Here is a 26,184-nt window from a genome sequence, read left to right on the forward strand (position 1 = left end):
TCAAAGATCGATTTTCAGTTCCACCGGGCAGTGGTCGCTTCCCAGAATTTCGCTGTGAATCGACGCTCCCTGTATCCGGTCTTTCAGCCGCTCCGACACGATAAAATAATCGATGCGCCAGCCGACATTCCGCTCTCTCGCCTTCATCCGGTAAGACCACCAGGAATAGGCATCTTTCTCCTCCGGATGGAGGTAACGGAAGCTGTCCACAAAACCATTCGTTAAGACGCGCGTCATCTTTTCGCGCTCCTCATCGGTAAAGCCCGCATTCCGTCGGTTGGTCGATGGGTTCTTGAGGTCGATTTCCTCATGCGCGACATTCAGATCGCCGCAGTAGATGAGCGGCTTCTTTTGATCCAGTTCCTTGATGTACGCAAAGAAGGCATCTTCCCATTCCATGCGGTAGTCGAGACGCTTTAACTCGTTCTGGGAGTTCGGCGTGTAACAGGTCAGCACATAGTAGTCCGGAAACTCGAGTGTAATCACGCGTCCTTCCTTGTCGTGCTCCGGTATGCCGAGCCCGTAGCTCACGTTCACCGGCTTTTCCTTCGTGAACATTGCGACGCCCGAATAGCCCTTTTTCTCCGCATAATTCCAATAGTCGTAGTAGCCCGGCAAATCCAGCTCAATCTGCCCTTCCTGCAGCTTTGACTCCTGGATGCAGAAGATATCCGCATCCAACTCGTGGAACGCGTCAAAAAAGGTCTTGCCCGCTGCCGCGCGGAGCCCGTTCACGTTCCAGGAAATCATTTTCTTTTCGCTCATACTCTTCCTCAGTCGTCGCTCTCATCATCCGCGCTGACCGTATAGGTGAAGCGCTTTCTCGCCATCTCGTCGCTGTCCAGGTAAGCGTCGTAGGTCGTAATCTTGTCGACCAGCTTGCCGTTGATGATCTCCATAATGCGGTTTGCGGTCGTCTCGACAATCTGGTGATCGCGCGACGAGAACAGCAGCACGCCCGGGAACTTGATAAGGCCGTTGTTCAGCGCGGTGATCGACTCCATGTCGAGGTGGTCGGTCGGCTCGTCGAGGAGCAGCACATTCGCGCCGGTGATCATGAGCTTCGAAAGCATCACGCGTACCTTCTCGCCGCCCGAGAGCACGCGCACTTTCTTCACGCCGTCATCGCCCGCAAAGAGCATACGGCCGAGGAAACCGCGCACATAGGTCGCGTCCTTGTTCTCCGAGTACTGGGTGAGCCACTCGACTATCGTCTCATCGCCCGAGAAGTCCTTCGTGTTGTCCTTCGGGAAGTAGGCAGTCGTCGTCGTGATACCCCACTTGTAATCGCCGGAATCCGGCTCCATCTGTCCGGAGAGAATCTGGAAAAGCACAGTCTTTGCGCGCTCGTTCGGTCCGACCAGCGCAACCTTATCCGTGCGGTTTAAGGTGAAGCTGATGTTATCGAGAATCTTGACGCCCTCAATGGTCTTACTGAGGTTCGTGACCGTCAGCACCTCGTTGCCGATCTCGCGGTTCGGGCGGAAGTCGATAAACGGATACTTCCGGCTCGAGGGCTTCATCTCGTCGAGCTCAATCTTCTCGAGCGCGCGCTTTCTGGAAGTCGCCTGCTTGCTCTTCGAGGCATTTGCGGAGAAACGCTGAATGAACTCCTTGAGCTCCTTGATCTTCTCCTCCTTCTTCCGGTTGGCCTCCTTCATCTGGCGAACAATCAGCTGACTGGACTCGTACCAGAAGTCGTAGTTGCCGGTGTAGAGCTGAATCTTGCCGTAGTCGATGTCGGCTGTCATCGTGCAGACCTTGTTTAAGAAGTAGCGGTCATGCGAGACAACAATGACGGTGTTCTCAAAGTTAATCAGGAACTCCTCGAGCCAGCCGATGGCCTCGAGATCCAGGTGGTTCGTCGGCTCGTCGAGCAGGAGAATGTCCGGGTTGCCGAAAAGGGCGCGCGCAAGCAGCACCTTGACCTTCAGGGCACCCGGCAAATCCTTCATCGGCGAGTAGTGGTAGTCCGGCTCCACGCCGAGGCCGTTCAAGAGGTTTGCCGCGTCGCTCTCGGCATCCCAACCGTTCATATTCGCAAACTCATTCTCGAGTTCCGCCGCCTTGATGCCGTCCTCGTCGGTGAAGTCCTCCTTCGCGTAGAGGGCGTCCTTCTCCTTCATGATGTCATAGAGGCGCTGATTTCCCATAATCACGGTGTCCAGCACCGAGAACTCATCGTACTTAAAGTGGTCCTGCTCCAGAAAGGAGAGACGCTGTCCCGGCGTAATCGCGATGTTGCCGTTCGTGGGTTCCAGCTGACCCGAGAGAATTTTCAGGAAAGTGGACTTTCCCGTTCCGTTCGCGCCGATGAGGCCGTAACAATTTCCCTCTGTAAACTGAATGTTTACGTCCTCAAAGAGCGCCTTCTTGCCGACGCGGAACGTAATGCCGTTTGCACTGATCATATCTTCTTTCCTCTCCTCATCACAGTGTTTTTTTCTTGCTGCCGACCGGCAGCCTTCTGCCCGCAAACAGGCGCTCATTCTCGTAGACAACGCGCCCTGCGCAAATGGTCACCAGTACCTTGCCCCGGAGTGTCTTGCCGAGCCAGGGCGAATTGGTGGACTTGGATTCCGGCACGAGATAGGCCCAGCTCTGTGCCGGGTCAAAAATCGTGAGATCCGCCGGATGATCTTCCTTAATCACGCCCGCGTCCAGCTGATAAAGCTTCGCGGCCTCGGTGCTCATGCGCTGCACAAGCTGTAAGAGCGTCAGATAACCGGGCTCCACGAGATTCATGCAACCGAGCGCAAACGCGGTCTCGAGACCGATGATGCCGCTCGGCGCCTCGGTGAAAGGTCTGTCCTTCTCAACCTTTGCGTGCGGCGCATGGTCGGTCGCAATCATATCGATGGTGCCGTCCGCAAGTCCCCGGATGATGGCCATGCGATCCTCTTCTCCGCGGAGCGGCGGGTTCATCTTGGCGTTGGTGCCGTAGAGACTCACGGCGTCATCGGTCAGCGAGAAGTGGTGCGGCGTCGCCTCGGCGTAAACCCGCACGCCGCTCTGCTTCGCGCGACGCACAAGCTCAACTGACTCTTTTGCGCTGATATGCTGAATCACAATCGCCGCGCCTGTCTCCCGCGCAAGGCGGCAGTCCCGCTCAACCATCACAATCTCCGCCTGCCGGTCCGCGCCCGTTAAGCCGAGACGCTCCGCGGCGGGGCCGCTGTTCACGCCCGGCTCTTTCACAAAACGCGGATCTTCCTCGTGGAACGAGAGCGGCAGCTTTAAGCGGCGCGCTTTCTGCATGGCCTCCCGAATCAGCGCCTCATTGTTAAGCGGTCTGCCGTCGTCGGTGAAGGCGACGGCGCCGCTCTCTTTCATGAGCTTCATATCAACGAGCGCCTCGCCCTGCATTCCCTGACTGACGGTCGACGCACTGTACACACGGATGCCCGTCGTCCTGCCCTTCCGGATATTTTCGACAATTCGCGCCTCGCTGTCGATCGGCGGCGTTGTATTGGCCATGCAGACCACCGAGGTAAAGCCGCCGGCCGCCGCCGCGCGCGCGCCGCTCAAAATATCTTCCTTGTGCGTCTGTCCGGGGTCCCGGAAATGCACATGGCCGTCCACAAACCCCGGCGCTACGCAGAGCCCCGCGCAGTCAAAGACCTCGAGCACCTCGCCCTTGGCCCGTGCAATCAGCGAGGCATCCAGCCAGAGATCCTCTCCGACGCGGATAATCTTGCCCTCAGCGAGCAAAATATCCCGGATGTCATCCGTTCTGCTCTGCGGATCCAAGAGCCGCACCCCTTGCAACATAATCATAGCGTAAACACCTCACCTTCTCTGCCTGTCCCCAGTATCCTGTCGCGATAGGGCCGTGACGCCTCGCGCTCCCGCAGTTTTTGAATCACGGATACATCGCCGTAGAGATGCATCGGCACCAGATAGCGCGCGCCGACCTCCCGCATGTAGGCGTCCGCGCCGCGCCAGTAATCCGCACCGAGCCTCGAGTCCACCGGCACAAAGGCAATGTCCGGTATTCGCTTGCTCCGCTCGACTTCCGCGCGAATTTCCCGCAATTCTTCCAGATACAGCGTGCGCTGGGCATTGTTCTCCGCCGCCGTATTCTCTTCCCAGTGCCAGTCGTTCAGATCGCCGGCGTGGTAAATGCGCGCCTCCGCCGTGTCGATCAAAAACGCGACGCCCTCATCGGTTGAGCGGTAGGTATTGACCTTCAAGAAGGTCTCCTGCCGCGGTTCTCCGCTCTCGGCATCCCGCACGAGGCGGCAGAGTTCGGTCTCGGTCTCCGGCGCGAGCAGTTTGACATTGCCCTGCACCCAGAGCGGCAACGCGGAACGGCGTATATCGTCCGAGAGAAAGTAGACCACATTGTCCGCCCGCTCGGCGAGCGAAAAGATACTCTTCTGAAAGTGATCCGGATGCGCATGGCTCACAAACACAAAGAGCGGTTTATCTGTGTCAGGCGCGGGGAGCTCGCCCCGATAGTAGTCGAAGAGCAAATTCATCTCTTCCAGTTCCACATAAAATCCGGAGTGTCCAATCAAGCGGATTCTCATCTCTTACGGCACCCAACTTTCTGTTGCGGCCTGTCCGTCAGGCCCTTGTTGTAGCAACAGCAAGTATAACATAGGAAAGGGCGCGCGACAGCCTTTTTCCGTTCTGCTCAGGGTAGCACGAGTTCCGCGGAGCTCCCGCCCTCGGGCTGCTTCCGGATTCGAATCTGGCGTTCAATCTTTTCCTTGAGTTCCGGGACATGGGAAATCACGCCGACCAGCCGCGCATCAGCCGCGAGCTTCAGGAGTGCCTGCAGTGCATTCCTGAGCGCCCCCTCATCCAAGGTTCCGAAGCCCTCGTCGATGAACATCGCGTCGAGGCGGATGCCGCCGGCCTCTTCCTGCACCGTGTCCGAGAGCCCGAGCGCCAGCGCGAGCGAAGCCTGAAACGACTCGCCGCCGGAAAGGCTCTTCACGCTGCGCTGACCGCCATTGTAGTGATCGATTACATCGAGCGAGAGTCCCGACTGCGATCTCTTGTTCTCGGCCTCTTTGCTCCGCACGAGCTCATAGCGCCCCTCAGTCATCTCCATGAGGCGGATGTTGGCGCGCACAATGATGCGCTCAAAGTAGTCGAGCTGCACATAGGTTTCGAGCATCAGCTTCTCCTGTCCCGAGAGCTGTCCGCTCGCCGTGTCGGCGAGACTTTTCGCCGCCCGGAAGTGCTGCAATGCCTTCGCCTGCTCTGTCGCAAATTTTTGCCAGCTGAGAAAGGCCTCTCGATTTCGCGAGAGGGCTGCGCTACACTGTTCCGCGCGCTTTCGCAGCGCGTCGCGCGCTGCCTCCGCCTCGCGAAGTCGCGCCGTCAAAGCAGCCAGATCTGCGGGGTTCGAGTCCTCGCGCTCCGACGCGAGCGCCTTTTGCTCGCCCTCGAAGCGACTCAGCCGCTGCGCGGTCTCCGCAATCGCCGCGAGCAACGCCTGTTCGTCTCTCTCCGCTGTCTCCTGTTCTGTTTCGAGCGCCCGGATCTCGCGCTGCAAATCGGCGGCCTCTCCGGCCGGAAGCTGTTTCTTTCCCGCTTCCTCGGCCGCGCGCAGCCCCTCGAGTGTTTGCCGCGCCGCACTCAACCCTTCCTGCGCATTGCCCCGCGCCGTCTCAAGTGTCGCGCGCTGTGCTTCGAGCGCCGGAAGTTCCTCGCTGAGCCGCTGATACTCCATAGCCGCCGCTTTGCACTGCGCCGATACAGCCCGGCTCTCCGCAATCTGTGCCTGCAGTATCGCCTCTTCGGCCTTGGCGCTGCGGTCCAGATCCTGAAAGGCAATCCCCGGAAACAGCTCGGCCGCCCGCTCAATGAGTTTCTTTTCCTGCCCCAGCATTCGCTCCTGGCTTACACTGTGGCGCTTTGCAGCCTGCTCGGCCGCCTTCCGGCACGCTTTCCAGTCCGTCTCCAGCGCCTGCAGTGCTGCCTCGCTCGGCGTCCCGGCGGCTCTCACCGCTATCTTCGGATGGTTTAAGCTCCCGCAGACCGGGCAGGGTTCGCCTGCCTTCAGCTGTTCCGCGAGAATTCCGGCCTGCCCGGCGAGAAACTGCCGGTAAGCTGTCGTATAGGCCGCATTCGCCTGTTCATAGGCCGCATCGCTCTCTTTGTAATTTTTCAGATCTCTCTGCCGCTCGCGGTAAATCCGCTTGTAGTCTTCAATCTGCTGCCGCACGAGGGCAAGCAGCTTCTGCCGCGCCGCCAGTGACTCTGCCTTGGCCTCTGCCCGCGCGAGGTTTTCTCCGGCACCGCCGATTTCCCGGTGCTTTTCCCGCGCCGCGCCGAGCGCCCGCTCCGCCGCCGTAAAGTCTGCCTCCGCGCGCCGAAGCGCCTGTTCCGCCGCCTGCACTTTCTGTTCGCCGCGCTTTCGCGCCTCCGTCAGCGCAGCAACTTCCTCATACTTCGGCAGGAGCTCCCGGTAGGTCGGCAGTTTTTCCCAGCGCGGCTTTTTTGCGGCAATCTCCGCGGAAAGAGCTGCTTCCCTCTGCCGCTGCGCCTCGAGTTTCCGCTGTTCGGCCAGAACCTCACGCGCCTTCTCCTGCCTGCGTCTTTTCCGCTCTGCGGCCTCCTCCGCCCGCGCGAGTTCCGCCGCGAGCATTGTGATTTCCTTGTCCTTCTCCGCCCGCACCGTGACCGCCTTCTCCCGCTCCCGCTCTCCTTCCGCAAGCAGCTCCGGCAACTGCGAGAACAGTTCTTCCGCCGGCTTCTCTCCGCACAGCACCGCCGCGCGCAGGGCTTCCGCCTCGCCCTCCAGCCTGAGCTGCTCTGCGCAGCTCTCTATCTTCTGCGCGAGCCGGTCACAAGTCCGCTCACAGTCGGCACTCTGCTGTTTCAGCCTGTCCTGCAAAGCGGCGAAACGCTCCGTGTGAAAAATACGGCGGAAAATCTTTTGTCTCTCCTCCGTACTCGTGAGCAGCAGCTTTAAGAATTCTCCCTGCGAAATCATCGCGGTCTGCAAAAACTGCTCGCGGTTTAACCCGAGTATGTCCTCGAGCGCTTCATTGACCTCTTTGACCTTAGTTCTGACGCTTCCGTCCGGCAGCCGGAGTTCCGCCTCCGGAAGCTGCTGAGTCTCTCCCTTGCCGCGGCGCGCGGGGCGCAGGTAGCTCGGCGTGCGCCGCACCTCGTAGGTTGCGCCCTTATCCTCAAAGCGGAATAAAACCTCTGTCTTCTGCTCCGGAGAAGCGTACTTTGAGCGAAGCATCTCGGGCTTTCGCACCGTGCCGCTCCCCTCGCCGTAAAGCGCAAAGCTGATTGCATCAAAGAGCGTCGTCTTGCCCGCGCCCGTGTCGCCGGTGATCAGATACAGTCCGGCGCCGCCGAAGCGCTCAAAATCAATTGTCGTCTCGCCCGCATAGGGGCCGAACGCCTTCATCGTGAGCAGCAGCGGTCTCATGCGTCCACCTCCCGCTCCGCAAGTGCCTGCGTGAGCATCTTCTGTTCGAGCGGGTTCATCTCCCGCCCGTTCTGTTCCTGAAAGAAGTCCGCGAACAGTTCCTCCGGCGTTCTCGACTCTGCGCGGCTCTGTTGCCCGAGCGCCATCCGGGTTCTGGTTCGCCGGTTATCATAGGCGAGCTCCATCAGATTGTGATAAATGGTTCTGAGGCGTTGCAGGGCGCCCGGCACATCGCTCTCATCGGTCAGCGTGATGCGGTAATAGTCCTCGAGGCAGAGCGGCGCATAAAAAGGCCGTGCCGTGAGTTCTTCATAGCTTCCGCGGAGGCAGCGAAGTTCGTGAAGCGGCGTGAGCGGCAACTCTTCAACCTTGAGCGCCGCCATTCCGTCCGCCTGTTGTTCACCGAGCGTCACAAGGCTGATACTCTTTTCCTGCGCCGCCTCGGAAAAAGAGTATTTGAGCGGCGAGCCCGAGTAGCGGATGCGCTCGCTCCCCGCGTTCTGCGGCCTGTGGATATGCCCGAGCGCCACATAGTCAAAGCCCCGAAAGACCGCAGCGTCCACGTTATCGAGGCCGCCGACCACCGTCTCTTCCGAGTCGGAGCGCAGCGCGCCCGTCACAAACTGGTGCGCGAGCAGCACTTTTCTGTGTGTCGGGTCCGCGGTCTTAAGCGTCGCCTCTAAAACTGTTCGGACGGCATCGGTATAATTCTCGATTGCGGCATCCGGAAAGAAGCTCCGCACGGTCGCGGGCTTCAAAAAGGGAAGCAGATAAAAATCAACCGCGCCGAAATTGTCCGAAAACGTCACATGGCGCACAATGCCGTCAAAGACCGGTGACACGTAAATCCGTGCTTTCCGGAAGAGACCGCCGCCGTAGGCTGTGCGCTCCGGAGAGTCGTGATTGCCGTAAATCGCAAGCACCGGGCAGTGCTCCGCTGCGAGCGCTTCCAAGAATAAATTCAAGAGCTGTACGCTCTCGGCGCTCGGCATCGTCTTATCGTACAAATCGCCTGACAGCAAGACGGCATCCGGCCTCTCTTGCCGGACGGCCTGCAAAATCTTCTCCAGAATATCGCTCTGGTCCTCACGCAGGCTGTACTCGTGCAGGCGCTTCCCGAGATGCAAATCCGAAAGATGAAAAAATCGCATCCTATCTCCTCCACAAAAAAACCGAGCCGGAGCTGCATACCGCGCTCCGACCCGGCTTCTCAACTTTTGTCACTCGCAGGAGAGTTCTCCCGTCTCCTCGATCTCGTCAATCAGCGCGACCCGCTCTGCGTGACGGCCGCCCTGGAACTTCGCATCGAGCCAGCTGTCCACAATCATCTTTGCGAGATCCTCACCGACCACACGCGCGCCGAACGCAATCATATTCGCGTTGTTGTGCTCCCGCGCCATCTTTGCGCTGTAGGGCTCCGAGCAGACCGCCGCGCGTATGCCTTTTACCTTATTCGCCGCGAGGCTGATGCCGATGCCCGTGCCGCAAATCAGCACGCCGCCGTCCGCCTCACCGCTCGCGACCATCTTGGCTGCGCGATACCCCGCGAGCGGATACTGATAGCGCTCCTTCGTGTCCGTGCCGATGTTCACGACTTCGATGCCGCGCTCTTTTAAATGTTCAAGAATCGCAAACTTTAAGTCGACCGCCGCGTGGTCGTTTGCAATCACCAATTTCATTCCTGTGCCTCCCGTGCGAGGAGAGCCTCTCTCTCCTTCTCATAGCCCGGCTTGCCGAGCAGTGCGAACATGTTGCGCTTATAGCTCTCGACACCCGGCTGGTCAAACGGATTCACGCCGAGCAGGTAGCCGCTCACGCCGACTGCAAACTCAAAGAAATAGAAGAGTGCGCCGAGCGAATACTCATCCTGCGCCGGGATGTTAATCTGCATGACCGGAACACCGCCGTCCATGTGCGCGAGCTTGGTGCCGCGCATCGCATTCTTGCACACAAAGTCCATGGTCTTGCCCGCAAGGTAGTTGAGGCCGTCCGGATCGCCCGCCTCTTCCTGAATCACAAGTTCGTTCTTCGGCTGCTCCACATTCAAAACCGTCTCCATCAGGATGCGTCTGCCGTCCTGAATATACTGGCCCATCGAGTGGAGATCTGTCGTCAGGTTGACCGAGTGCGGCAAAATGCCCTTCTGATCCTTGCCTTCGCTCTCGCCAAAAAGCTGCTTCCACCATTCGGAAATCATCGCGAGACTCGGCTCGTAGTTTGCGAGCACCTCGACCTCCTTACCCTTGCGGTTCAAGACGGTTCTCGCGACCGCATAGCGCATCGCATCGTTGTCCGCATACGCCTCGGTGAGCAGCGCCTGCCGCTCTGCCGCCGCGCCCTCCATCAAGCGGGAGATGTCGGCGCCGGAGACGGCAATCGGCAGGAGACCGACCGCAGTCAGCACCGAGAAGCGTCCGCCCACATCATCCGGAATCACGAAGCACTCATAGCCCTCGCGGTCCGCGAGCTGCTTTAACGCACCGCGCTGCTTGTCCGTCGTCGCATAAATGCGGGCCGCCGCGCCAGCCTTGCCGTACTTCTTCTCGAGCAGAGTCTTGAAAACGCGGAAGCTGATCGCGGTCTCGGTCGTTGTGCCGGACTTCGAAATCACATTGACCGAGAAGTCGCGCTCGCCGATCACATCGATCAGTGCGTTCATATACTGCCCGCTCATGTTGTTGCCGACAAAATAAATCTCCGGCGTCTTCCGCTCGCCCTTCGGCAACTGGTTGTAAAACCCGTGGCGCAAAAACTCAATGGCCGCGCGCGCGCCGAGATAGGAGCCGCCGATGCCGGCGACCACCAGGACATCCGAATCCCCCTGAATCTTCGCCGCCGCCTTCTGAATGCGCGCAAACTCTTCTCTGTCATAGGCTTCCGGTAAATCCATCCAGCCATGGAAATCGTTGCCCGCACCCGTGTGCTCGACCAGTTCGTCCTTTGCCGTTTCCGCAGCCTGCTCCATCTGGACCAGTTCCCGCTCACTCAGAAAAGAAAGTGCGCCCCGCAAATCAAATTGAATGCAGCCCATATTTTTTCCTCCTCACACCGCGCCCCGCGGCATCCTTTTTCATTTCATTCTATCACAATTTTACAAGAAAAACGCAGTCGTTTGTAAAGCCCTGCGCCCCGTGTTACACTGTCCCCGAAACAACCGGAGATTCACAGAAAAGGAGTCTTTTATGTCCGTTGATGCATCCTCCGCCGCGGTTCGTCACCGCTTAAAGCAGCACCTCTTCCTGATCGGCTTCATGGGAAGCGGCAAGTCCACGGTCGCAAGCACACTGTCGGCAGCGCTCGGCCTTCCCGCACTGGACAGCGATGCCTGCCTCGAACAAGAGCTCGGCTGCAGCATCGCCGATTTTTTTTCGCGTGAGGGAGAGCAGGCCTTCCGCGACCGGGAGACCGAATTTTTACGAAGGCTCCGCGGGCAGAGTCCCTGCCTGGTTTCCTGCGGCGGCGGCATGGCACTCCGCAGCGAAAACCGCGCGCTGATGCGCCTGCTCGGCCCCGTCATTTACCTCACGGCGACGCCGGAGACCGTCTTTTCGCGCATCGGCACCGATACTGCCCGTCCGCTCTTAAAAGACAAGAAGACCCCTGCCGACATCGCTGCCATGATGCAGGCGCGCCTCCCGCTTTACGAGGACGCTGCCTCGCTGAAAATCGCAACCGATCACCTAAGCCCTGCGGAAATCACGGATGCGCTCATTCGTCTGCTGCAGCCGTTTTTGTCCGGAGACGAATCCCGTTGACCGTGACGTCCTCGGAGACCGGAATCAGAAAATACTCCCGGCCGTCGATCACCCGGGTGCTGAGAAGTTCGCTCGCATCGCTCTGCAGTTTTAATTGCAGCGAATCCGTCGCGACCGTAAGTGTCTTCGGCGCGCTCAGGTTTTCGACCAGCAGGGCTTCCCTGCTCTCCCCGAGCACCTCTTCATAGACTTCATCGAGGCGCGACAGCGCCTCTTCCTCCGCGCCGCACTCGTCGAGCAGACGCTTGAATTCGCCCTTCGATAACACCGGCGGCTCCGTGACTTCACTGTCTCCGGCCTCTTCCGCAAAGCGATTCACCGCCTCCTGCAGGCTCTGCACCAGGGTAAAGTTGCAGTCCTCCCCGAGACTGCGCTCGACAATCTCCCGGAAGGCATCCTTCTCCGCACTCTCGGCGCGAGGAAGTTCCGTTCCGAGGAGCACTGCCGCGAGCTCCTCGTGGCGCGTCTTCTCGCTCCGCGCATACCAGAGCGCCGCGTGCAAATCCGTATTCCTCTCGTTGAACGCCGGGTAGAGAAGACCGATATCCGGCTTTTTTACGCTCCAGTTCTCCATGCGACTCAGGAAGGACTTGGCCTCGGCATCGTAGCAGAGCCCCTCGCGAAGCAGTTCCACCGGGCAAATCGAGAGCTCAAGGAAGGGGTACACATATTCCGAGCCGTCGCTTAAACCGACACGGTCTTTGGTTCTCCCCGGAATATCGTAGACACCGTGCACCAGGAGAATCAGATAATTGCCGGTGAAGGCGTAGTGCTGAATCATATCCTGAAAAAATTCCTGCAGAAGCGCCTCATCCTTTAACTCACTCTTTAAGAGGCGGTACAGCTTCTCCTGCGCGCCGCCTTCCTTCTCCGCATCGAGCGGAAATTCGATGTTAAAAAGCGTCCGTCCGATTCTTCCGGAGACTGCCTTCTTAAAGAGCTCACAGTACTGAAACAGTTCCTCGTCCTCAAAGCTGTAGAGCTGGTCTTGAATTTCCGCGAGTATCTGCTTCTCGCCGTTCACATAACAGCCGCGCATGCGGTCGATGCGGCAGTCGTTCTTGTCAAATAATTTTCTCACCTCGAGCACTGCTTTTCTATCCATTCTTCTCCTCCTCAAAGTTCTCCGAGCCCGAAGGGCTGCTCTTCTTTTGCGTAGCGACATAAATCGTTCAACACACAGCCTCCGCAATTCGGCTTCCGCGCCGTGCAGACCGCCCTGCCGTGATCCACGAGGCGGTGGCAGAACTGGTTGCTCTCCTCCGGCGGCACCAAATCCCATAAGAGCTTTTCGACCTTCGCGGGTTCCTTGACCTGATCCACGAGCCCGATGCGGTTCACGAGCCGTATACAGTGGGTGTCGGTGACAATCGCCGGTTCCCCGAAGACATCTCCCATAATCAGATTGGCGCTCTTCCTGCCGACACCCGGCAGTGCGAGCAGCGCCTTAAAATCACGCGGCACCTGATCCCGGTATGTTTCATGGAGCACCGTCATACACTTTTTGATGTCCCTCGCCTTGGAATTGCCGAGTCCGCAAGGACGCACAATTTCCTCTATGTCCTCAACCGGCGCCTCCGCAAGAGCCCGTACTGTCGGAAATCGCTCGTAAAGCCGCGGCGTCACCTGATCCACGCGGAGATCCGTGCACTGCGCCGCGAGCCGCACCGAAATCAGAAGCTGCCATGCATCTTCATAGGTCAAGGTACACTTCGTATCCGGGTAAAGCGCTTTTAAGCGCTCTATGACTTTTTTTGTGAGTTCTCGACGCGCGTTCAAATCTGCCTCCTCACCGTGCTTTCCCTTCTTGCTCCCTGTCTTTTTCTCTGTTCCCTGTTTCATTTCTCTCTGTCTTGCCTTTCTCTCTCGCTTCCCGGCTTTCTTTCGCCTTCTCTTTATGCTATCATACTTTCTACTTTCATTTTCAACGGAATAAAGGAGGCGAAGCTGATGAACGGTGCAGAGGCAATGGTCAAATGCCTGACCGCGGAAGGCATCTCCCGCATTTTTGGTTATCCGGGTGTCGCAATTTCACCCTTTTTGGATGCGCTGAACCAAGACGCATCGATCGAACATATACTGGTACGCCAGGAGCAGGCCGCAGGACACGCCGCGAGCGGTTATGCGCGCATCACCGGCCGCCCGGCGGTCTGCGTGAGCTCTTCCGGCCCGGGCGCGACCAATTTAATCACGGCACTCGCGACCGCCTACGCGGATTCCATCCCGCTCATTGCCATCACGGGACAGGTCAACTCCTCTCTCCTCGGACGCGATGTGTTTCAGGAAGCGGATATGCGCGGCGCGACCGAGTCTTTTGTCAAATACTCCTACCTCGTCAAAAATGCCGACGAGATTCCGCGCGTCTTCAAAGAGGCCTTCTACATCGCGAATTCCGGCCGCAAGGGGCCCGTGCTCATTGATATTCCGATTGATGTCCAGATGCAGACGCTGAAAAAGGCTTTCGCCTATCCCGAACAGCTCACGATGCGCGGCTATAAGCCGAACGTCAAGGGCAACAGCCTCCAGCTGTCCCGCGTGATTGCCGCGATTCAAAAGGCGAAAAAGCCGCTGGTCTGCGCGGGCGGCGGCGTGATTCTCGGACAGGGCGAAGCGGAACTCCGTGCCTTCTGCGAAAAGTACCGGATTCCGCTCGTCCACACGATGATGGGCATCGGCGTACTGCCGAAAAATCACTCGCTCAACTTCGGCATGCTCGGCAACAACGGAAAGCCCTACGCAAACCGCGCCGTTGCCGCGAGCGACCTCCTGATTATCGTCGGCGCACGCATCGCGGACCGCGCTGTCCCCAAGCCGGAAAATCTGGAGCAACGCGTCAACATCATCCACATTGACATTGACACTGCGGAAATCGGCAAGAACTTAGGTCCCACGATTCCGCTGGTCGGCGATTCGAAAATTGTGTTTGCGGCCCTCGCCGAGGCGCCCATCTCGATTGATACGAGCGCGTGGCTCCGGGAACTCGAAGAGAAGAAGCACAGCACCGTGGATTTGCGCCGCTTCAGCGACAAACTCGTAAACCCGGTGGAGCTCGTGAAACTGCTCTCCGAAAAGATGGAGGACGATGCCATCTATGTGGCGGATGTCGGTCAGAATCAGCTCTGGTCCGCCGACAATTATGTGATGAAGCGCGGTCGCTTCCTGACAAGCGGCGGCATGGGTACCATGGGCTACTCGATCCCCGCGGCCATCGGTGCAAAGTTTGCCGCGCCGGAGCGCCAGGTCGTCGCAGTCTGCGGTGACGGCTCCTTCCAGATGTCCCTCTATGAGCTCGGCACCATTGCCGTCCAAAAACTCCCGGTCAAAATTCTGATCATGAAGAACCGCTTCCTCGGACTGGTCCGCGAATACCAGGCGAAAACATACAACCGTCGCTATGAGGCAGTCGAGCTCTTTGACTACCCCCGCTATTCGCATATCGCCGCTGCCTATGATATGGCCTACTTCCACTGTGACAACAATGCTGCGCTCGGAGAAACGCTGGATGCCTTCCTCGCCTGCGAGACAGCCGCACTCATGGTCTGCGATGTGGACAGCGAGAACAACACCCAGTAAGGAGGAGCCCTATGAAAGGAATTTTTTCTGTGCTGGTCGAGAACCGTGACGGCGTGCTCTCGCAGATTGCGGGTCTCTTTGCGCGCCGCGGCTTCAACATTGACAGCCTCGCGGTGGGCGAGACCGAACAGCACGATGTATCCAGTATGACCATTGTCTCGAGCGGCGACAGCCGTACCCTCGACCAGGTCGAAAAGCACCTGAACAAAAAGATCGATGTGATCAAAGTGCGGCGACTCGAAGAGAGTAGCTCCATCTTAAAAGAGATGATGTTAATCAAGGTCGCGCACTCCGTGACCACGCGTGCCTCCCTCATAGAGCTCTGCTCCGTAACCGACGCGAAAGTGGTCCACTTCTCGCAGAAGACCATGGTCATTCAGCTGACCGCCGAGCCCGAGGCCATTCTGAATTTCATTGAACTCGTGCGAAATTACGGCATTCTCGAGATTCAGCGCACCGGCAGTATCTGCGTGAGCAAGGACTGAAGAGAACAGGAGCTGTGAAGAAACATTCTTCACAGCTCCTGTTTTCTGTCTCAGGCTTGTCCGCTGCGCTTCGGCACCCGCGGCAGGTTCCAGTCATAGCGCACGGCTACGCAGCGCACCAGAATCACACAAAGGCTGCCGATCAGCGCAGCCTTGTTTTCCGAGCCGAGCATCCGCCAGGCGAGAACCGTCAGGATGGCTCCCGGCACCGAGGCCATCGCATAGATGTTTTTCCAGAATATCTCGGGCATCTGGTTCGCGAAGATATCGCGAATTGCACCGCCGCCGACTCCCGTCACCGTTCCGAGGAAGGTGCAGAGGAACAGGCGGTTCATGCCAATGTTAATCCCGGCAAAGACACCGTCCACCGTGAAGGCCGCAAGCCCCAAGGTATCACACCAGAAGAGCAGTGCATTCAGCGTCTTCTTCGAACCCGGCAGACGGCGGTTCGTATAAAGATACAGAAAGACGATGTTGGCCGTAATCACCGCAACTAACACATAAATCGGATTCACAAACATGACCGGCGGCTCCTTGCCGATCACCACATCACGCGTCATACCGCCGCCGCAGGCCGTGATGACCGCGAGGATGTTGATACCGAAAATATCCATATCCCGCTTGACACCGACCAGCGCGCCGGAAATTGCAAACGCAATGGTACCGAGTAAATCCATAAAACCGATGACTGAAAATACCATTATCTTACCCCGCGGCTAAAGCCCTCACCGTGAACCTCCGAAATACGTCCCACAATCAGAAAGCAGGCCGGATCGATCTCATGCGCAATGCGAATAATCTGCGGCAGTTCGCGGTTATAGATGACCGAGAGCACCACCTGGGTGGGCCGCTTCGTGTATCCGCGGTCCGCATGCAGCATGGTCACGCCGCGTCCCATCTCCTTGAGTATGGCGTTCTTCACTTCCTCCGGTTTCTCACTGATAATCTTGACTTCGGTGCGTGTGGTTCCGATCAGCGTCATCTTATCGATCGAGATGGAAGTCACAATGACACAAATCAGACCGAAGAGCACGCGCTCCCAGGAGAAGAGGAGTCCCTGCGAGAGCAGCGTAATCATATCCGTGATGATGAAGCCGGCGCCGAGCGGCAGGCTCAAATACTTCTTTGCCATAATCGGAATTACATCCATACCGCCGGTCGAAGAGCCCGCGCGGAGCACAATGCCGAGCGTGAGACCGGTTCCGAGTCCCGCAAAGATCGCATTCAGCATGAGATTCTGCGTGAGCACCACGCCCTTCAGTGCGTGGCTCCAGAACTCCAGCGCAATCGGGCTGATGAAGGAGCTTAGAATGGTCGACATGCCGAAGCCCTTGCCGATGAAGATGAAGCCGAGCAACAGCGTAAATATATTCAGAGCGAGCAGGAGCGGCGGCACCGGAAGTCCCGTAACCTTGTGTAACACGAGGGAAATACCCGTGGTTCCGCTGGTGAGGAGATCCATGGGCAAAATAAAAAGCTGTACGACCAGCGCATAGCCTACATTGCCTACAATGATTTGCAGGAGACCGATTAATTTCTCCTTATATTCCATTCCCCTCAGCATTTTCCGCAATTTTTCCATAAAAACCCCGTCCTGTCTTCTTTTTTTCGTGCTTCTTTATTATAACGCTTTGTCCTAAAGAGACAAGCGCGAAAAAAGGCACCCTAGTTTCCCGAACAGGGTATCAGAACTGCTCGGAAAACGGGTGTCTTTTCTCTATAATCAGTCATTTATCTTTCCGATATCACTCTGCACCGGGGGCCGTCAGGCTCTCGTTCGCATCGCCGCTGCCCTTCGGCGAGACATAGCGCACGCCGCTGTCCTGCGCTACATTGCCCGCGGCGGCTGTCGATGCGCCGTTCGAGATGCTCTCGCCGCTACGGCCGAGCAGTGCGTTCACGAGTTCCGGAAGCAGTCCCTGATTCTGTTGCCAGATTTTCTCAATCTGGTTCTCCGGCACCGGCGAGACACCGAGTCCCACCTCGAGCGTGATGTTCGGAATGCCTTTTTCCCAGTCGAGCCAGTCCTTAAAGCCTGCGCCATAGCGGGATCCGTCCGCGGCCGGATCCACCAGCGCATAGCCGGTGCGACGCGCCGCAATCACCGCCATCGCTTTGTCCTTGGCCTGCACCTCCTTGGAGGCATGCATCTGCGACCAGTAGATAATCTGTCCCTGCGCGTGGTAATTGATGACCTCGCTAAACTTCTGCTCATTCACGAGCTTTATGATTGCCTGGGTCTCCGGCTCCGAAGCGGCCGACGGTCCTTTGTAGAACTCCGAGGACGCCTTGCCGCGGTTATCGTTTAACTGCGCCCAGCCCTTGGTCGGAAAATTGTGATTCAGGTCGACACCGTTCACATTGTTCTTCCACTTGTTCAGATACCAATTGTACTTGTCCTTGTTCTCCAGAAGCCCCCAGTCTGCCCAGCTCTCAATGATACGCTGTACGGTCTGCTTGGAATTTGCGTTGTTCAGACCGTCCAATGCGCGCTGGGAAATCTGCACGCCGTCCGGGTTCGCCATCGGCACAAACTGGATGCAGACATCGTTCAGCGCAGTCTCTCCGCTCGCCTTCCGGTCCAGCATCTCCCGCACCTGCCGCATCACGAGCGGCGTCGTGATATACTCGCGCGCATGGATTGCCGCGAGCACCAGCACTTTCTTCTCCGCGTTCGGATTGCCGATTACAATGCGGTAGATGTTTCTGCCGTCCACCGTTTTTCCGATCGAATCCGTCGTGACACCCTCATACTTTGACTTGAGAAGCTGCATATCCGCCTCCAGACGCTGGTAGGTATACATCTCCTGCCCTGCAAAATAGAAGTCGGTCTGCGCCGCCTCCGCCGTATTACTCGGCGCGCTGTCCGCGGTTCTGCCGCCCGCCTGCGCTGCGCTCCTTTTCACAACGCCGGCCATCGCGGGCTGTGCCATTCCTGCTGCCATGCAAACCGAGAGCGCTGCCGCCCACAGTCGCATCCGCTGTTTTCTCTTCATCTCCACCTCCGTCGTCAAAGCGCATTGCTGCGCGAAATTGCGAACTATCCCAATTATACGACAGGTAGGCGTTACAAAATACCGACGATTTTGTTAAGAATCTGAGTTTTATTCCGTATCCGCGAAGCGGAAATTCTCCTTGCCCGCGCCCTGCTCAAAGAAATACTTGATAATACCGCGGTCCACATCCGAAAAAGCACCTGCCTTATAACTGACTTGCACCAGAGCATCCTTGCCGGTAATCATAAAGGCCTGCTTGTTCATCGCCGTCGGCGCGAGCAGTGCGGCCTCCACGCCGTGCGAAAACCACTCCGGCTCACTGCCCTCATAGCGGCTCACGCGCATCGCGTCCTTGGAGCGATGCGGCTTTCCTTCCTCTTTGCCGTAGCCGAACGCAATCACGCCGTAGAGCTCACCGCCGGCCTCTCCCTCCACCTTCTTCATGCTGTAGGTGCCGCCAATCCACCAAGTGTTAATGCCCTCCTGCTGTGCCAGCAGCAAAAGGTTCGCACCGCAGTACCCGACCCGCTCGGCCGCCTTGCTGCCGTGGGGTCCGGCGAGCAGAATAAAGTTCTCGACGCCGCTCGAGAAAAACAGCGTCATGCCCGGCCAGAGCTGCAGCTCTTCGTTGGCATGTAGGCTAAGCTTCAGACCGAATTCCGCATTCAGTGCCTGAATGCGCTCTTGCAGTGCTTCCAGCACTTCCTCTTCGACCGCCTCATCCGTAAACTGCCGCACTGTGTGCCGCTCTTCAATTGCTTCCCAAATCGTCATATCGCATTTCCTCAAATTTCGCTTTGACATCGGTTCGTCGTATTTCTTTATAAGCTTCCGTAGAGTTCTTCCCGTCTGTCCTCAAAACTCGGGAGCTTTGCGCGCACCTCACGAAGCCGCTCACTGTCCAAGTAGACCGGAAATACCAGCTCGCCCTCACCCGCGCTCGCCGTCACAACGCCCATCGGGTCTATGGCCGCACTCTCTCCCATGCGAATTTTGCTGTACTGATTTGCCGCGAGCAGATAGCAGGTATTCTCAACAGCACGCGCCTTGAGCAATGTGCGGAAGTGTTCGCTCTTTAAATCGCCCTTGACCCAGGCCGAGGGCATCAACAGGATTTCGGCACCGCCCGCCCGCGCAGCCCGCGCAACTTCCGGAAAACGGAGCTCATAGCAGACAAAGAGTCCCAGCTTCCCGAACGGGCTGTCAATCGGCCGGAACAGCCGCTCCCCGCGCAGATAGTCATCCGACTCCCGGTACCCGAAGGCGTCATAGAGATGCGTCTTCCGGTAATGACCGCGAATCTCTCCCTTGTCATCCAGAATCAGCGCACTGTTATAGCTGCGGTTTTCGCTGTCCGCCGTCTCCGAGCGCTCGTAAAAGCCGAAGACTGTCCAGAGCGAAAACCGGGCGGCAAGTTCCCGCACGGCACTGACAAAAGTCCCGTCCAACGGTTCCGCGGTCTCCGCGCGCATCTCTCGCGTCATCCCGCGCGAAAATTCCGCCATGCAGGTCTCCGGAAACAGAATCAGCTCCGCCCGGAAGCGCTCCCGCGCTTCCCGCATCATCGCTTCCATTTTCTTTCTATTCTCGGTCACCTGTTCGGCCACCGTCATCTGGGCAATCGCAAAGGTGTGCCGCATCGTCAGAAGCGCTCCAAGAAATCCGCAGTCGGCTTTCTCTTCTCATGCAGATGCGCCGGATGCGCTTCCGCTGCCTTTTCCCCGATCGGGAAGAGCGCAATCAGTTCGTACGGCGCCATCGCAGGGAAGAGCTCCTTCGCGCGCGGTGCGTCGAAATGCCCCACCCAGGTCGTGCCGAGTCCCTCCGCCTCGATTGCAAGCATGATATGCGTCGCCACGATGCTGGCGTCTATCTCCGCGAAATTCTTTTGATCAAACTCACGCACCCAGGCCTCGCCCGGAACAGCCGCCACCATCAAAAAGCAGTTGGCTCCGAAAATGCAGGGCGTTATCTCATGTACCTTTGCCAGCGCCTCCGGGCTCTCCAGCAAAAACAGGCGATAAGGCTGTAAATTCTTTGCGGTCGGCGCCACTCGGGCCGCCTCTAAAATTCGCTCCAGTTTCTCCGCCGCCACCGGCGCCCCCGTCAACTTTCTGCAGGAATAGCGCGCACGCGCAAATTCCAAAAAATCAATCTTATCCATACTGAACCTTCTCCTTCTCCTGCCTCAGGAAGCCTTCTTCTTCCGGTTCCAGAACAGCGGAAATCCTGCGCCGAGTGAGCGGAACTTTTTGCCGCTTTTCTGCTCAATCCACGCCGCAAACCCGGCCGCATCCGCCGGTTGCAGCGCTCCCATGTCGACGACAACCGCGGTCTGCGGATTGCGGAACAGGTAAAAGCGCTGTGCGTCCTTTGCGAGGCGCAGAAGCTCCTCGTATCTCCAGGATCCGCTGTCCTCAATCTGAATTTCTTCCTCCGCAAAGCGGTAGATGACATGTCCCTCGGCGTCGCCGCGCTGTTTTAAGACGGCGTCCGCCCGTGCCTTTGCGACGGTATTCCAGCCCAGCAACAGCCAGATACCGAGCGCAATACAGAGCACCCGCTGCGGTGTCCCGAACACAGGGCTGAACCCGAAGGCAGTCAGCACTGCGCCCATCGCAACCCGGCTCCAGATTCGCAACTTTTCAAATAAAAGGAACTGTGCGCGAAATAACCCCCGCACAGCCTCCTCCGTAAACACGGTCTCCGTCTCGTAGCGCATGCCGCTCTCTCTCTGCTCACCCATCGTACTTTTCCTCTTGTTGTTATGCTACTCTTATTTTGCTACGGTTCTCTGCAAAATGCCATGAATTTTTGATGAATTCCCCGTCAAAGCGCTTCGCCATAACAAAAGGCATACTTGACAAAAAACGGACGCCGGACGCAAGGGCGCCTTCCTCGATTTGAAACCGCGGGCTGTGATTCGGATAGCGCTTTTCTGCGTCCTCACTCCCACCGCCGCGTGCCGGAAAACACTTCGGGTTTTCATATTTTGCGAAGTCCTCGCCGCGCATGCGGACACCGCCCGACCGCAATCGATCACCAAAGACAGAGCCCGGCGCGCGCAATCCGCTGTAAAAGTGCCGGGAAGCGCTCTCTGACCTTTGCATCAAATCAGCGGCCGGTTCCGAGCAGCACCGCCCGGTCCGGAATCACATTGGCGCTCTGTCCCGCCGGAATCGGATCGATTGCTCGCTGCGGCGCCGCGCCATGAGTTCGTCTCTGTGTTGCGCCACCCTCACAGCAATTTCTTCTTCCGGTTTTGTCACGCCACTTTTCTTTCCTTTCCCCGCAGCATACGGATGCCTATGCCTGTGACCACAATCTCTGCCGCCGGCATCGCAATCCAGACGCCGGTCATGCCAAAGAGTGCGGAGAAGAGCAACAAGAACGGCAACACCAGGACAACTCCGCGGAGCAGTGACAAAACCTGTGCCTGCTTGTCCCGCGCCGTCGACACGAAGTACATAATGGTCAATAAGTTAAACCCGAGAAACACACAACTCGTAAAGTAAAGGCGGAAGCCCTCCACGGCGAGCCGCTGCATCTCCGCATTGTTCTCGTGATTAAAGAGCGCCGTAATCTGTGCGGGGAAGCCCATCGTCGCGCCATAGAAAACAGCCGAGGCAAGTCCGACCGCGATCAAGGCGTCGCGATAGGTGAGATGCAGCTTTTCAGTGTCGTGCGACGCGAAAAAGCGCCCGAATAGCGGTTGGGATCCCTGTGCAATGCCGTTGTAAACCGCAATCACGACGAGGATGATATTTGCCAGAACGCCGTAGGCCGCAACCCCGGCATTGCCCGCGAGGCGCAGAATGATACTATTGAAGACAATCATCACGATGCCGGTCGTAATCTCACTGATCAGCGAGGAAACGCCGAGTGAAAGCATGCGCCGCAGTTCTTCGAAACGATAGCCCCGCTTGACCGGATAGAAACTACTCTTTTTCCGGATCAGATGCAACGAGAGCACCAGAATACCCATGACAGGCGAAAAGACCGTCGCGAGCACCGCGCCGAAAATACCGAGTCCCATCGGGAAAATAAAAATATAGTCAAAAATCGTATTAAAGACACTGCCCGCAATCATGCCGAGCATTGCAAGTTTGGGGCCTCCGTCGTTCTTGACAAAAGCCGAAAAAATCGAATTCGAGATAAACGCCGGGGCAAAGAGCAGCACCATGCGGAGATAAATCTTTGTCATCTCGTAGGTTTCTGCCTTCGCGCCGAGAAGCACGGTCAGAGGATCTACAAAGAAAAGGCCGAGCAGAGAAAAACAGAGTCCGGCCAGCACACCGGAAATTGCAGCTGTCGTATAAATCCGCCTGGAGCGCTCGGCGTCTCCGACCGTGCGGGATATAATGAAGCGCGCCGCGCCGCCGATGCCGATCATCAGGCCGACGCCGTTGATAAAATTATAAATCGGTATGGCCAGATTGAGCGCGGCAAGGCCGTTGGCGCCAAGTCCCTTGGCGACAAAATAGGTGTCTGCCAGAATATAAATCGACTGTCCTATCATGGCAAGCATACTCGACAAAACATACTCCAGAAATTCCTTCTCGCGACTCACACTTCCCCCAGTTTACTTATGTTCTTTATTGTTATACTAAAAGAATCGGCGCACAAAAGTCAAGAGGCGGAACCCTCGAAAGAGTTCCGCCTCTTGTTGCCTTTCATCGTGCTCACGCCAGCGTGAGCAGCAGCGCCATCTTGAACTGCCCGTTGGCCTTGACGCTGTGCCGTCCGCCCTTTGCCATGCGGAACTGGTCACCCGCTTTCAGGCTGTGCGGCGTGCCCTCATAGACAATCTCGCCTTCGCCCTCCAGCGCAAAAATCAGCGCATCTCCGGGCGCGCTGTGCTCCGAGAGCCCTGTGCCCGCATCAAACGCCATGACTACAAACTTCATGTTCGGATTGGATGCAACATCCATATTGACGACGCTCCCCTTCTCATAGGAAAGCAAATCGCCGAGCCGAAATACCTCACCTGCCTTAACCCGTTCGTTCATTGTAATATCCTTTCCCGGAATCACTTCCGTATAAATGAATCCCTCTTCCGTTCGCACACCGCAGAGCGTATTTTTTCTGACCAGCATCGCAGTCCCCGCTGTAAGCGTCCGGCACTTCTCCTTGTCCTCCACCGCGTTGCGAAGCCGGAACTCGCCGCTCCCGAAATTACCGAGATAGAGTACGTCCTCCGGATAGCGCTCCGCGCTGATATCTGTGTTGCCGCCGAGCGAAAAATACGTCACACCGACGCTGCCGCTCTCCGTTTCTCGCGTGGAAATCGTGAGTCCTGCCTTCGGCGCGTGATCCTCTGAAAGCGAAAACTTTCTCTCCATAAGTCTCCTCCTTTCGTCAACTATTATCGCAGATACTCTGCTCTTTCGCAAGGAGATTTCGCTGCGCTCATTCATTTGCCCTCCTCCCGGCGCTCTTGTCTTTTCTCGCCGTTTCCAGTATAGTTTTACCAAACTATTTGCTCGGAGGTACTATGAAAATTCAAAATTCCCGGAAAAGTGATGTGCTTCTGCTCATCACCTATTTTGTCTTCTACACCCTGGTTCTCTCACTCCTGCTCGCCTTTGCCGCCGCACACATCCCGCTCTTTCGAAACGGCGCGGTTTACTACGGCGCTTACGGCGCAGGTACACTGCTCACCTTTCTGATTTTCTTTTGGCAGAAAAGGAAAGTGCTCCGCGAAGACTATGAAAAATTCCGCGCGCATTTCGGCAAGAACTGCCGCGTGGTGTTTCTCGCGCTGCTCATCATCTATCTCTGCAATATTCTGATTAATCTCCTGCTGCGGCATTTCCACATCAGCAACCAGAATCAGAATGTGCTCGGCGGTCTGGCGGCCGGCGGTTATCTCTGGCTTCTGATTTTGCTCGCCGTCGTATTCGCTCCGGTCGTCGAGGAACTGGTTTTCCGGAATATCATTTTTAACCGCCTCTATGCGAAGAGCCGTCTGCTCGCCTACTTTGTCTCAATGGTCACCTTCTCACTGCTCCACGGTGCGGCGGCCCTGACAAGCGGCAAGCTGCGGGATATGCTTGCCACACTCATCTATCTGCCGCTCGCCTTTTTCCTCTGCCGGCTCTATGAGACGCGAAAAAATATAATTTTTCCGATTGCTCTTCACTTCGTCAACAATCTGCTCGCCGTCCTTCTTCTTCTGTTACTGCAGGCAGTCAAAGGAGCCTGAGCTATGAAAAAAGCCTTTCCCGTCATGAGAACCTGCCCGCTCTTTGCCGGCATCGCAGAGAGCGACTATGAAAATCTGCTCGCTGCACTCTCCGCCAAAGAAGACTTCTTCCCGAAGAACGAGACAGTGATTCAAATCGGGGATTCCGGCAAACGCGCCGGACTGGTGCTCTCGGGCGTTCTCGAAGTTTCCTTTTACGATGAAAATGCCTCCCTGGTCAGTGTGACCCGGATTGAACCCGGCAATGTCTTCGGTGCCATGATGCTCTGCGCCAAGGTCACTGACAGCCCCATTCATCTCCGCGCAGTCTCCGACTGTACCCTGCTCTTTCTGGACTTCTCACGCCTCTTGCAGAATGCCGCGCGCCAGAGCGCCGCGGAGACGCAGCTCGCCGCAAACCTGCTCGGCTATTTCGCCAGACGCTCTTTTCTGCTCACACAGAAAATTCGCATTCTCGGGCAAAAAAAACTGCGCGACAAATTAAAGCTCTACTTCACTACCCTGCCCAAGCAGAAAAACGGCATCCGGAAACTCCCGCTCTCGAAAACCGAGCTCGCGAGCTTTCTCTACGCGGACCGCAGCGCTCTCTCCAGAGAGCTGTCTCGCATGCAGGAAGAAGGTATCATCGCAATGGACGGCAAGGAGATTGTCATTCTGGATCCGGATTTCCTCGACTGAGTCCGGCTTTTCTTCTCCGTACGGCTTGCAAAAAGCGGTTCCGACGCCTGCCTGATATGTACCCTCTTTACTGGACACGAAAGTGTCACAGTAAGGAGGGTTTTATCATGCGCTATGATTATGAATTCAAGAAGATGTGTGTCGACCTGTATCGACAGGGGAAATAGCCAGAGACACCAGAGGGTTATAACGATCCGGGTAACTTTCACGCCATGATTCGTCGATGGGCTCGTGCCGAAAAGGCAAATGGCTCCCAGGTCCTAAAGCATGGAAAGCAGCATCCGTGGACGCCTGAAGTAAAGTGTACCCCTTGTCAAGGACACAGAGCACATTAGAAACCATTAGATTTTTGTCAGGCTGTTCTTCTTGGAACCGGCCGATTACTCAGCCGGTCTAGGTTCTTTGATTGACAGTGGATATACCCCGGTTGTGATGTACCTGTAGTATTCGTCCGGAGCCAGCTTTGCAAGCTGCTACTGATAACGTTCTGTGTTGTAGTAGTCCATCCAGTCATCTATGATTCGTTTGACCTGTGAAAAGTGAGTGTAGCCATAAAGGTCGATTTCATCCTTCATGTGCCCGAAGAAGCTTTCCTGGGGAGCATTATCCCAGCAGTTTCCTCGACGGGACATCGACTGCCGTAGATCGGAATCCTTTAGGATCTGTATAAACTTCAAGCTGGTGTAGTGAAACCCCTGATCAGAATGAACTATGGTCTCTGCCTGAAGAGATATCCCATGTTTATCGACCATATGTACAATGGTCTGAAGGACAAAATCCACTTCCAAAGACTCGCTGAGCTTATAGGCCAGTACCTGTCTTGTGTAAGCATCCAGTATCGTTGATAGATAACAGAACGTGCCATTGTACGGTATGTAGCTTACGTCTGTCAGCAGCACCATGCGTGGTCCCTTAGCAGTGAATTCCCGGTTAATCAGATTTGGCGCTATATGACTCGTGTGAGTGGCCTTTACAAGTCTCCGATAAGGATTCGCTCTGCGAATCGGGCAATACAGGCTGTATTTTTCCATAATCCTCTAGATTGCAAGATCAAGTAGGACAGTCTGAAATAATTCCTCCGGCGAACTGT

26 protein-coding genes are annotated in these 26,184 nt (G+C 56.9%); 5 read left to right on the forward strand and 21 right to left on the reverse strand.

What is annotated here, in order from left to right:
• The 8 genes from ACO4XG_RS02755 to ACO4XG_RS02790 form a co-directional block, all read right to left on the reverse strand.
• Positions 1–765, reverse strand: a complete 765-nt coding sequence (locus tag ACO4XG_RS02755) for an exodeoxyribonuclease III (RefSeq protein WP_308508685.1) — start codon at positions 763–765, stop codon at positions 1–3.
• Between the two features lie 8 nt (positions 766–773).
• Positions 774–2,411: an ABC-F family ATP-binding cassette domain-containing protein gene (locus ACO4XG_RS02760; protein WP_009532910.1), complete on the reverse strand. Its 1,638-nt coding sequence runs from the start codon at positions 2,409–2,411 to the stop codon at positions 774–776.
• Between the two features lie 19 nt (positions 2,412–2,430).
• Positions 2,431–3,777: a dihydroorotase gene (locus ACO4XG_RS02765; RefSeq protein ID WP_308508684.1), complete on the reverse strand. Its 1,347-nt coding sequence runs from the start codon at positions 3,775–3,777 to the stop codon at positions 2,431–2,433.
• Positions 3,774–4,520: an MBL fold metallo-hydrolase gene (locus tag ACO4XG_RS02770; RefSeq protein WP_485129646.1), complete on the reverse strand. Its 747-nt coding sequence runs from the start codon at positions 4,518–4,520 to the stop codon at positions 3,774–3,776. Before ACO4XG_RS02770 ends, ACO4XG_RS02765 begins: the two co-directional genes overlap by 4 nt.
• Before the next feature lie 119 nt (positions 4,521–4,639).
• Positions 4,640–7,402 (reverse strand): SMC family ATPase, encoded by a 2,763-nt coding sequence (locus ACO4XG_RS02775; protein ID WP_308508682.1) that lies wholly within the window; start codon positions 7,400–7,402, stop codon positions 4,640–4,642.
• Positions 7,399–8,553: an exonuclease SbcCD subunit D gene (locus ACO4XG_RS02780; protein WP_308508681.1), complete on the reverse strand. Its 1,155-nt coding sequence runs from the start codon at positions 8,551–8,553 to the stop codon at positions 7,399–7,401. Before ACO4XG_RS02780 ends, ACO4XG_RS02775 begins: the two co-directional genes overlap by 4 nt.
• A 69-nt stretch (positions 8,554–8,622) precedes the next feature.
• Positions 8,623–9,081 (reverse strand): ribose 5-phosphate isomerase B, encoded by a 459-nt coding sequence (gene rpiB, locus ACO4XG_RS02785; protein WP_009532915.1) that lies wholly within the window; start codon positions 9,079–9,081, stop codon positions 8,623–8,625.
• Positions 9,078–10,433, reverse strand: a complete 1,356-nt coding sequence (locus tag ACO4XG_RS02790; RefSeq protein ID WP_308508680.1) for a glucose-6-phosphate isomerase — start codon at positions 10,431–10,433, stop codon at positions 9,078–9,080. The genes rpiB and ACO4XG_RS02790 overlap by 4 nt, the downstream gene beginning before the upstream one ends.
• A gap of 151 nt (positions 10,434–10,584) precedes the next feature.
• On the opposite strand from ACO4XG_RS02790, the gene ACO4XG_RS02795 reads away from it, so the two are divergent.
• On the forward strand, positions 10,585–11,157 hold the full coding sequence (locus ACO4XG_RS02795; RefSeq protein WP_308508679.1) for a shikimate kinase: 573 nt from the start codon (positions 10,585–10,587) through the stop codon (positions 11,155–11,157).
• Here ACO4XG_RS02795 and ACO4XG_RS02800 read toward each other — a convergent pair.
• Positions 11,111–12,262 carry a DUF4317 domain-containing protein gene (locus tag ACO4XG_RS02800; RefSeq protein WP_308508678.1) on the reverse strand — a complete coding sequence of 384 codons (1,152 nt, stop codon included), beginning with the start codon at positions 12,260–12,262 and terminating at the stop codon, positions 11,111–11,113. The two genes, ACO4XG_RS02795 and ACO4XG_RS02800, sit on opposite strands and share 47 nt — an antisense overlap.
• An 11-nt stretch (positions 12,263–12,273) precedes the next feature.
• Positions 12,274–12,999, reverse strand: a complete 726-nt coding sequence (locus ACO4XG_RS02805) for an endonuclease III domain-containing protein (protein ID WP_308508677.1) — start codon at positions 12,997–12,999, stop codon at positions 12,274–12,276.
• A 108-nt stretch (positions 13,000–13,107) separates the two neighbouring features.
• On the opposite strand from ACO4XG_RS02805, the gene ilvB reads away from it, so the two are divergent.
• Positions 13,108–14,730, forward strand: a complete 1,623-nt coding sequence (ilvB, locus tag ACO4XG_RS02810) for a biosynthetic-type acetolactate synthase large subunit (protein ID WP_308508676.1) — start codon at positions 13,108–13,110, stop codon at positions 14,728–14,730.
• Positions 14,731–14,741: 11 nt separating this feature from the next.
• Complete coding sequence (gene ilvN, locus ACO4XG_RS02815; protein WP_009532921.1) at positions 14,742–15,215, forward strand: acetolactate synthase small subunit; 474 nt, start codon at positions 14,742–14,744, stop codon at positions 15,213–15,215.
• 50 nt (positions 15,216–15,265) lie between these two features.
• On the opposite strand, the gene ACO4XG_RS02820 is transcribed toward ilvN, so the two are convergent.
• The 10 genes from ACO4XG_RS02820 to ACO4XG_RS02865 all read right to left on the reverse strand — a co-directional run bounded on the left by ACO4XG_RS02820 (position 15,266) and on the right by ACO4XG_RS02865 (position 23,553).
• Positions 15,266–15,916, reverse strand: a complete 651-nt coding sequence (locus ACO4XG_RS02820; RefSeq protein ID WP_308508675.1) for a trimeric intracellular cation channel family protein — start codon at positions 15,914–15,916, stop codon at positions 15,266–15,268.
• A complete protein-coding gene (locus tag ACO4XG_RS02825; RefSeq protein ID WP_308508674.1) occupies positions 15,916–16,797 on the reverse strand; it encodes a YitT family protein in 882 nt (293 codons plus the stop codon). Before ACO4XG_RS02825 ends, ACO4XG_RS02820 begins: the two co-directional genes overlap by 1 nt.
• Positions 16,798–16,960: 163 nt before the next feature.
• On the reverse strand, positions 16,961–18,211 hold the full coding sequence (locus ACO4XG_RS02830) for a M14 family zinc carboxypeptidase (RefSeq protein ID WP_308508673.1): 1,251 nt from the start codon (positions 18,209–18,211) through the stop codon (positions 16,961–16,963).
• A 108-nt stretch (positions 18,212–18,319) separates the two neighbouring features.
• Complete coding sequence (locus ACO4XG_RS02835) at positions 18,320–18,985, reverse strand: nitroreductase family protein (protein ID WP_308508672.1); 666 nt, start codon at positions 18,983–18,985, stop codon at positions 18,320–18,322.
• 47 nt (positions 18,986–19,032) lie between these two features.
• The gene (locus ACO4XG_RS02840) at positions 19,033–19,851 is read right to left on the reverse strand and encodes a nitrilase-related carbon-nitrogen hydrolase (protein WP_308508671.1); all 819 of its coding nucleotides are present in this window, start codon (positions 19,849–19,851) and stop codon (positions 19,033–19,035) included.
• Between the two features lie 2 nt (positions 19,852–19,853).
• Positions 19,854–20,375: a nitroreductase family protein gene (locus tag ACO4XG_RS02845; RefSeq protein WP_308508670.1), complete on the reverse strand. Its 522-nt coding sequence runs from the start codon at positions 20,373–20,375 to the stop codon at positions 19,854–19,856.
• A gap of 24 nt (positions 20,376–20,399) precedes the next feature.
• Positions 20,400–20,957 (reverse strand): hypothetical protein, encoded by a 558-nt coding sequence (locus tag ACO4XG_RS02850; RefSeq protein ID WP_308508669.1) that lies wholly within the window; start codon positions 20,955–20,957, stop codon positions 20,400–20,402.
• Positions 20,958–20,976: 19 nt separating this feature from the next.
• On the reverse strand, positions 20,977–21,225 hold the full coding sequence (locus ACO4XG_RS02855) for a hypothetical protein (RefSeq protein WP_308508668.1): 249 nt from the start codon (positions 21,223–21,225) through the stop codon (positions 20,977–20,979).
• 251 nt (positions 21,226–21,476) lie between these two features.
• A complete protein-coding gene (locus ACO4XG_RS02860) occupies positions 21,477–22,781 on the reverse strand; it encodes an MATE family efflux transporter (protein WP_308508667.1) in 1,305 nt (434 codons plus the stop codon).
• A gap of 112 nt (positions 22,782–22,893) precedes the next feature.
• Entirely contained in the window at positions 22,894–23,553 is a 660-nt protein-coding gene (locus ACO4XG_RS02865; protein ID WP_308508666.1) for a cupin domain-containing protein, read from the reverse strand.
• 152 nt (positions 23,554–23,705) lie between these two features.
• Here ACO4XG_RS02865 and ACO4XG_RS02870 point away from each other — a divergent pair, with 152 nt between their 5' ends.
• Positions 23,706–24,416, forward strand: coding sequence for a CPBP family intramembrane glutamic endopeptidase (locus ACO4XG_RS02870; RefSeq protein WP_308508665.1), 711 nt, complete (start codon positions 23,706–23,708; stop codon positions 24,414–24,416).
• 3 nt (positions 24,417–24,419) lie between these two features.
• A complete protein-coding gene (locus tag ACO4XG_RS02875) occupies positions 24,420–25,094 on the forward strand; it encodes a Crp/Fnr family transcriptional regulator (RefSeq protein WP_308508664.1) in 675 nt (224 codons plus the stop codon).
• A gap of 473 nt (positions 25,095–25,567) precedes the next feature.
• Here ACO4XG_RS02875 and ACO4XG_RS02880 read toward each other — a convergent pair whose 3' ends face one another.
• Positions 25,568–26,125 (reverse strand): IS3 family transposase, encoded by a 558-nt coding sequence (locus ACO4XG_RS02880; protein WP_308508663.1) that lies wholly within the window; start codon positions 26,123–26,125, stop codon positions 25,568–25,570.
• Positions 26,126–26,184 lie beyond the last annotated feature (59 nt).

It is taken from the genome of Stomatobaculum sp. (assembly GCF_057248925.1).

What these genes read in the sequence shown, in the direction of transcription:
- ACO4XG_RS02865 (WP_308508666.1), bottom strand. Translation starts at nt 23,553, where the DNA reads ATGGAGAGAAAGTTTTCGCTTTCAGAGGATCACGCGCCGAAGGCAGGA.
- ACO4XG_RS02855 (WP_308508668.1), bottom strand. Translation starts at nt 21,225, where the DNA reads ATGCGCGGCGAGGACTTCGCAAAATATGAAAACCCGAAGTGTTTTCCG.
- ACO4XG_RS02755 (WP_308508685.1), bottom strand. Translation starts at nt 765, where the DNA reads ATGAGCGAAAAGAAAATGATTTCCTGGAACGTGAACGGGCTCCGCGCG.
- ACO4XG_RS02835 (WP_308508672.1), bottom strand. Translation starts at nt 18,985, where the DNA reads ATGACGATTTGGGAAGCAATTGAAGAGCGGCACACAGTGCGGCAGTTT.
- ACO4XG_RS02880 (WP_308508663.1), bottom strand. Translation starts at nt 26,125, where the DNA reads ATGGAAAAATACAGCCTGTATTGCCCGATTCGCAGAGCGAATCCTTAT.
- ACO4XG_RS02825 (WP_308508674.1), bottom strand. Translation starts at nt 16,797, where the DNA reads ATGGAAAAATTGCGGAAAATGCTGAGGGGAATGGAATATAAGGAGAAA.
- ACO4XG_RS02780 (WP_308508681.1), bottom strand. Translation starts at nt 8,553, where the DNA reads ATGCGATTTTTTCATCTTTCGGATTTGCATCTCGGGAAGCGCCTGCAC.
- ACO4XG_RS02830 (WP_308508673.1), bottom strand. Translation starts at nt 18,211, where the DNA reads ATGAAGAGAAAACAGCGGATGCGACTGTGGGCGGCAGCGCTCTCGGTT.
- ACO4XG_RS02875 (WP_308508664.1), top strand. Translation starts at nt 24,420, where the DNA reads ATGAAAAAAGCCTTTCCCGTCATGAGAACCTGCCCGCTCTTTGCCGGC.
- ACO4XG_RS02795 (WP_308508679.1), top strand. Translation starts at nt 10,585, where the DNA reads ATGTCCGTTGATGCATCCTCCGCCGCGGTTCGTCACCGCTTAAAGCAG.
- ACO4XG_RS02800 (WP_308508678.1), bottom strand. Translation starts at nt 12,262, where the DNA reads ATGGATAGAAAAGCAGTGCTCGAGGTGAGAAAATTATTTGACAAGAAC.
- ACO4XG_RS02805 (WP_308508677.1), bottom strand. Translation starts at nt 12,999, where the DNA reads ATGAAACAGGGAACAGAGAAAAAGACAGGGAGCAAGAAGGGAAAGCAC.
- ACO4XG_RS02870 (WP_308508665.1), top strand. Translation starts at nt 23,706, where the DNA reads ATGAAAATTCAAAATTCCCGGAAAAGTGATGTGCTTCTGCTCATCACC.
- ilvB (WP_308508676.1), top strand. Translation starts at nt 13,108, where the DNA reads ATGAACGGTGCAGAGGCAATGGTCAAATGCCTGACCGCGGAAGGCATC.
- ACO4XG_RS02840 (WP_308508671.1), bottom strand. Translation starts at nt 19,851, where the DNA reads ATGCGGCACACCTTTGCGATTGCCCAGATGACGGTGGCCGAACAGGTG.
- ACO4XG_RS02845 (WP_308508670.1), bottom strand. Translation starts at nt 20,375, where the DNA reads ATGGATAAGATTGATTTTTTGGAATTTGCGCGTGCGCGCTATTCCTGC.
- ACO4XG_RS02850 (WP_308508669.1), bottom strand. Translation starts at nt 20,957, where the DNA reads ATGGGTGAGCAGAGAGAGAGCGGCATGCGCTACGAGACGGAGACCGTG.
- ACO4XG_RS02775 (WP_308508682.1), bottom strand. Translation starts at nt 7,402, where the DNA reads ATGAGACCGCTGCTGCTCACGATGAAGGCGTTCGGCCCCTATGCGGGC.
- ilvN (WP_009532921.1), top strand. Translation starts at nt 14,742, where the DNA reads ATGAAAGGAATTTTTTCTGTGCTGGTCGAGAACCGTGACGGCGTGCTC.
- ACO4XG_RS02790 (WP_308508680.1), bottom strand. Translation starts at nt 10,433, where the DNA reads ATGGGCTGCATTCAATTTGATTTGCGGGGCGCACTTTCTTTTCTGAGT.
- ACO4XG_RS02765 (WP_308508684.1), bottom strand. Translation starts at nt 3,777, where the DNA reads ATGATTATGTTGCAAGGGGTGCGGCTCTTGGATCCGCAGAGCAGAACG.
- ACO4XG_RS02820 (WP_308508675.1), bottom strand. Translation starts at nt 15,916, where the DNA reads ATGGTATTTTCAGTCATCGGTTTTATGGATTTACTCGGTACCATTGCG.
- ACO4XG_RS02760 (WP_009532910.1), bottom strand. Translation starts at nt 2,411, where the DNA reads ATGATCAGTGCAAACGGCATTACGTTCCGCGTCGGCAAGAAGGCGCTC.
- rpiB (WP_009532915.1), bottom strand. Translation starts at nt 9,081, where the DNA reads ATGAAATTGGTGATTGCAAACGACCACGCGGCGGTCGACTTAAAGTTT.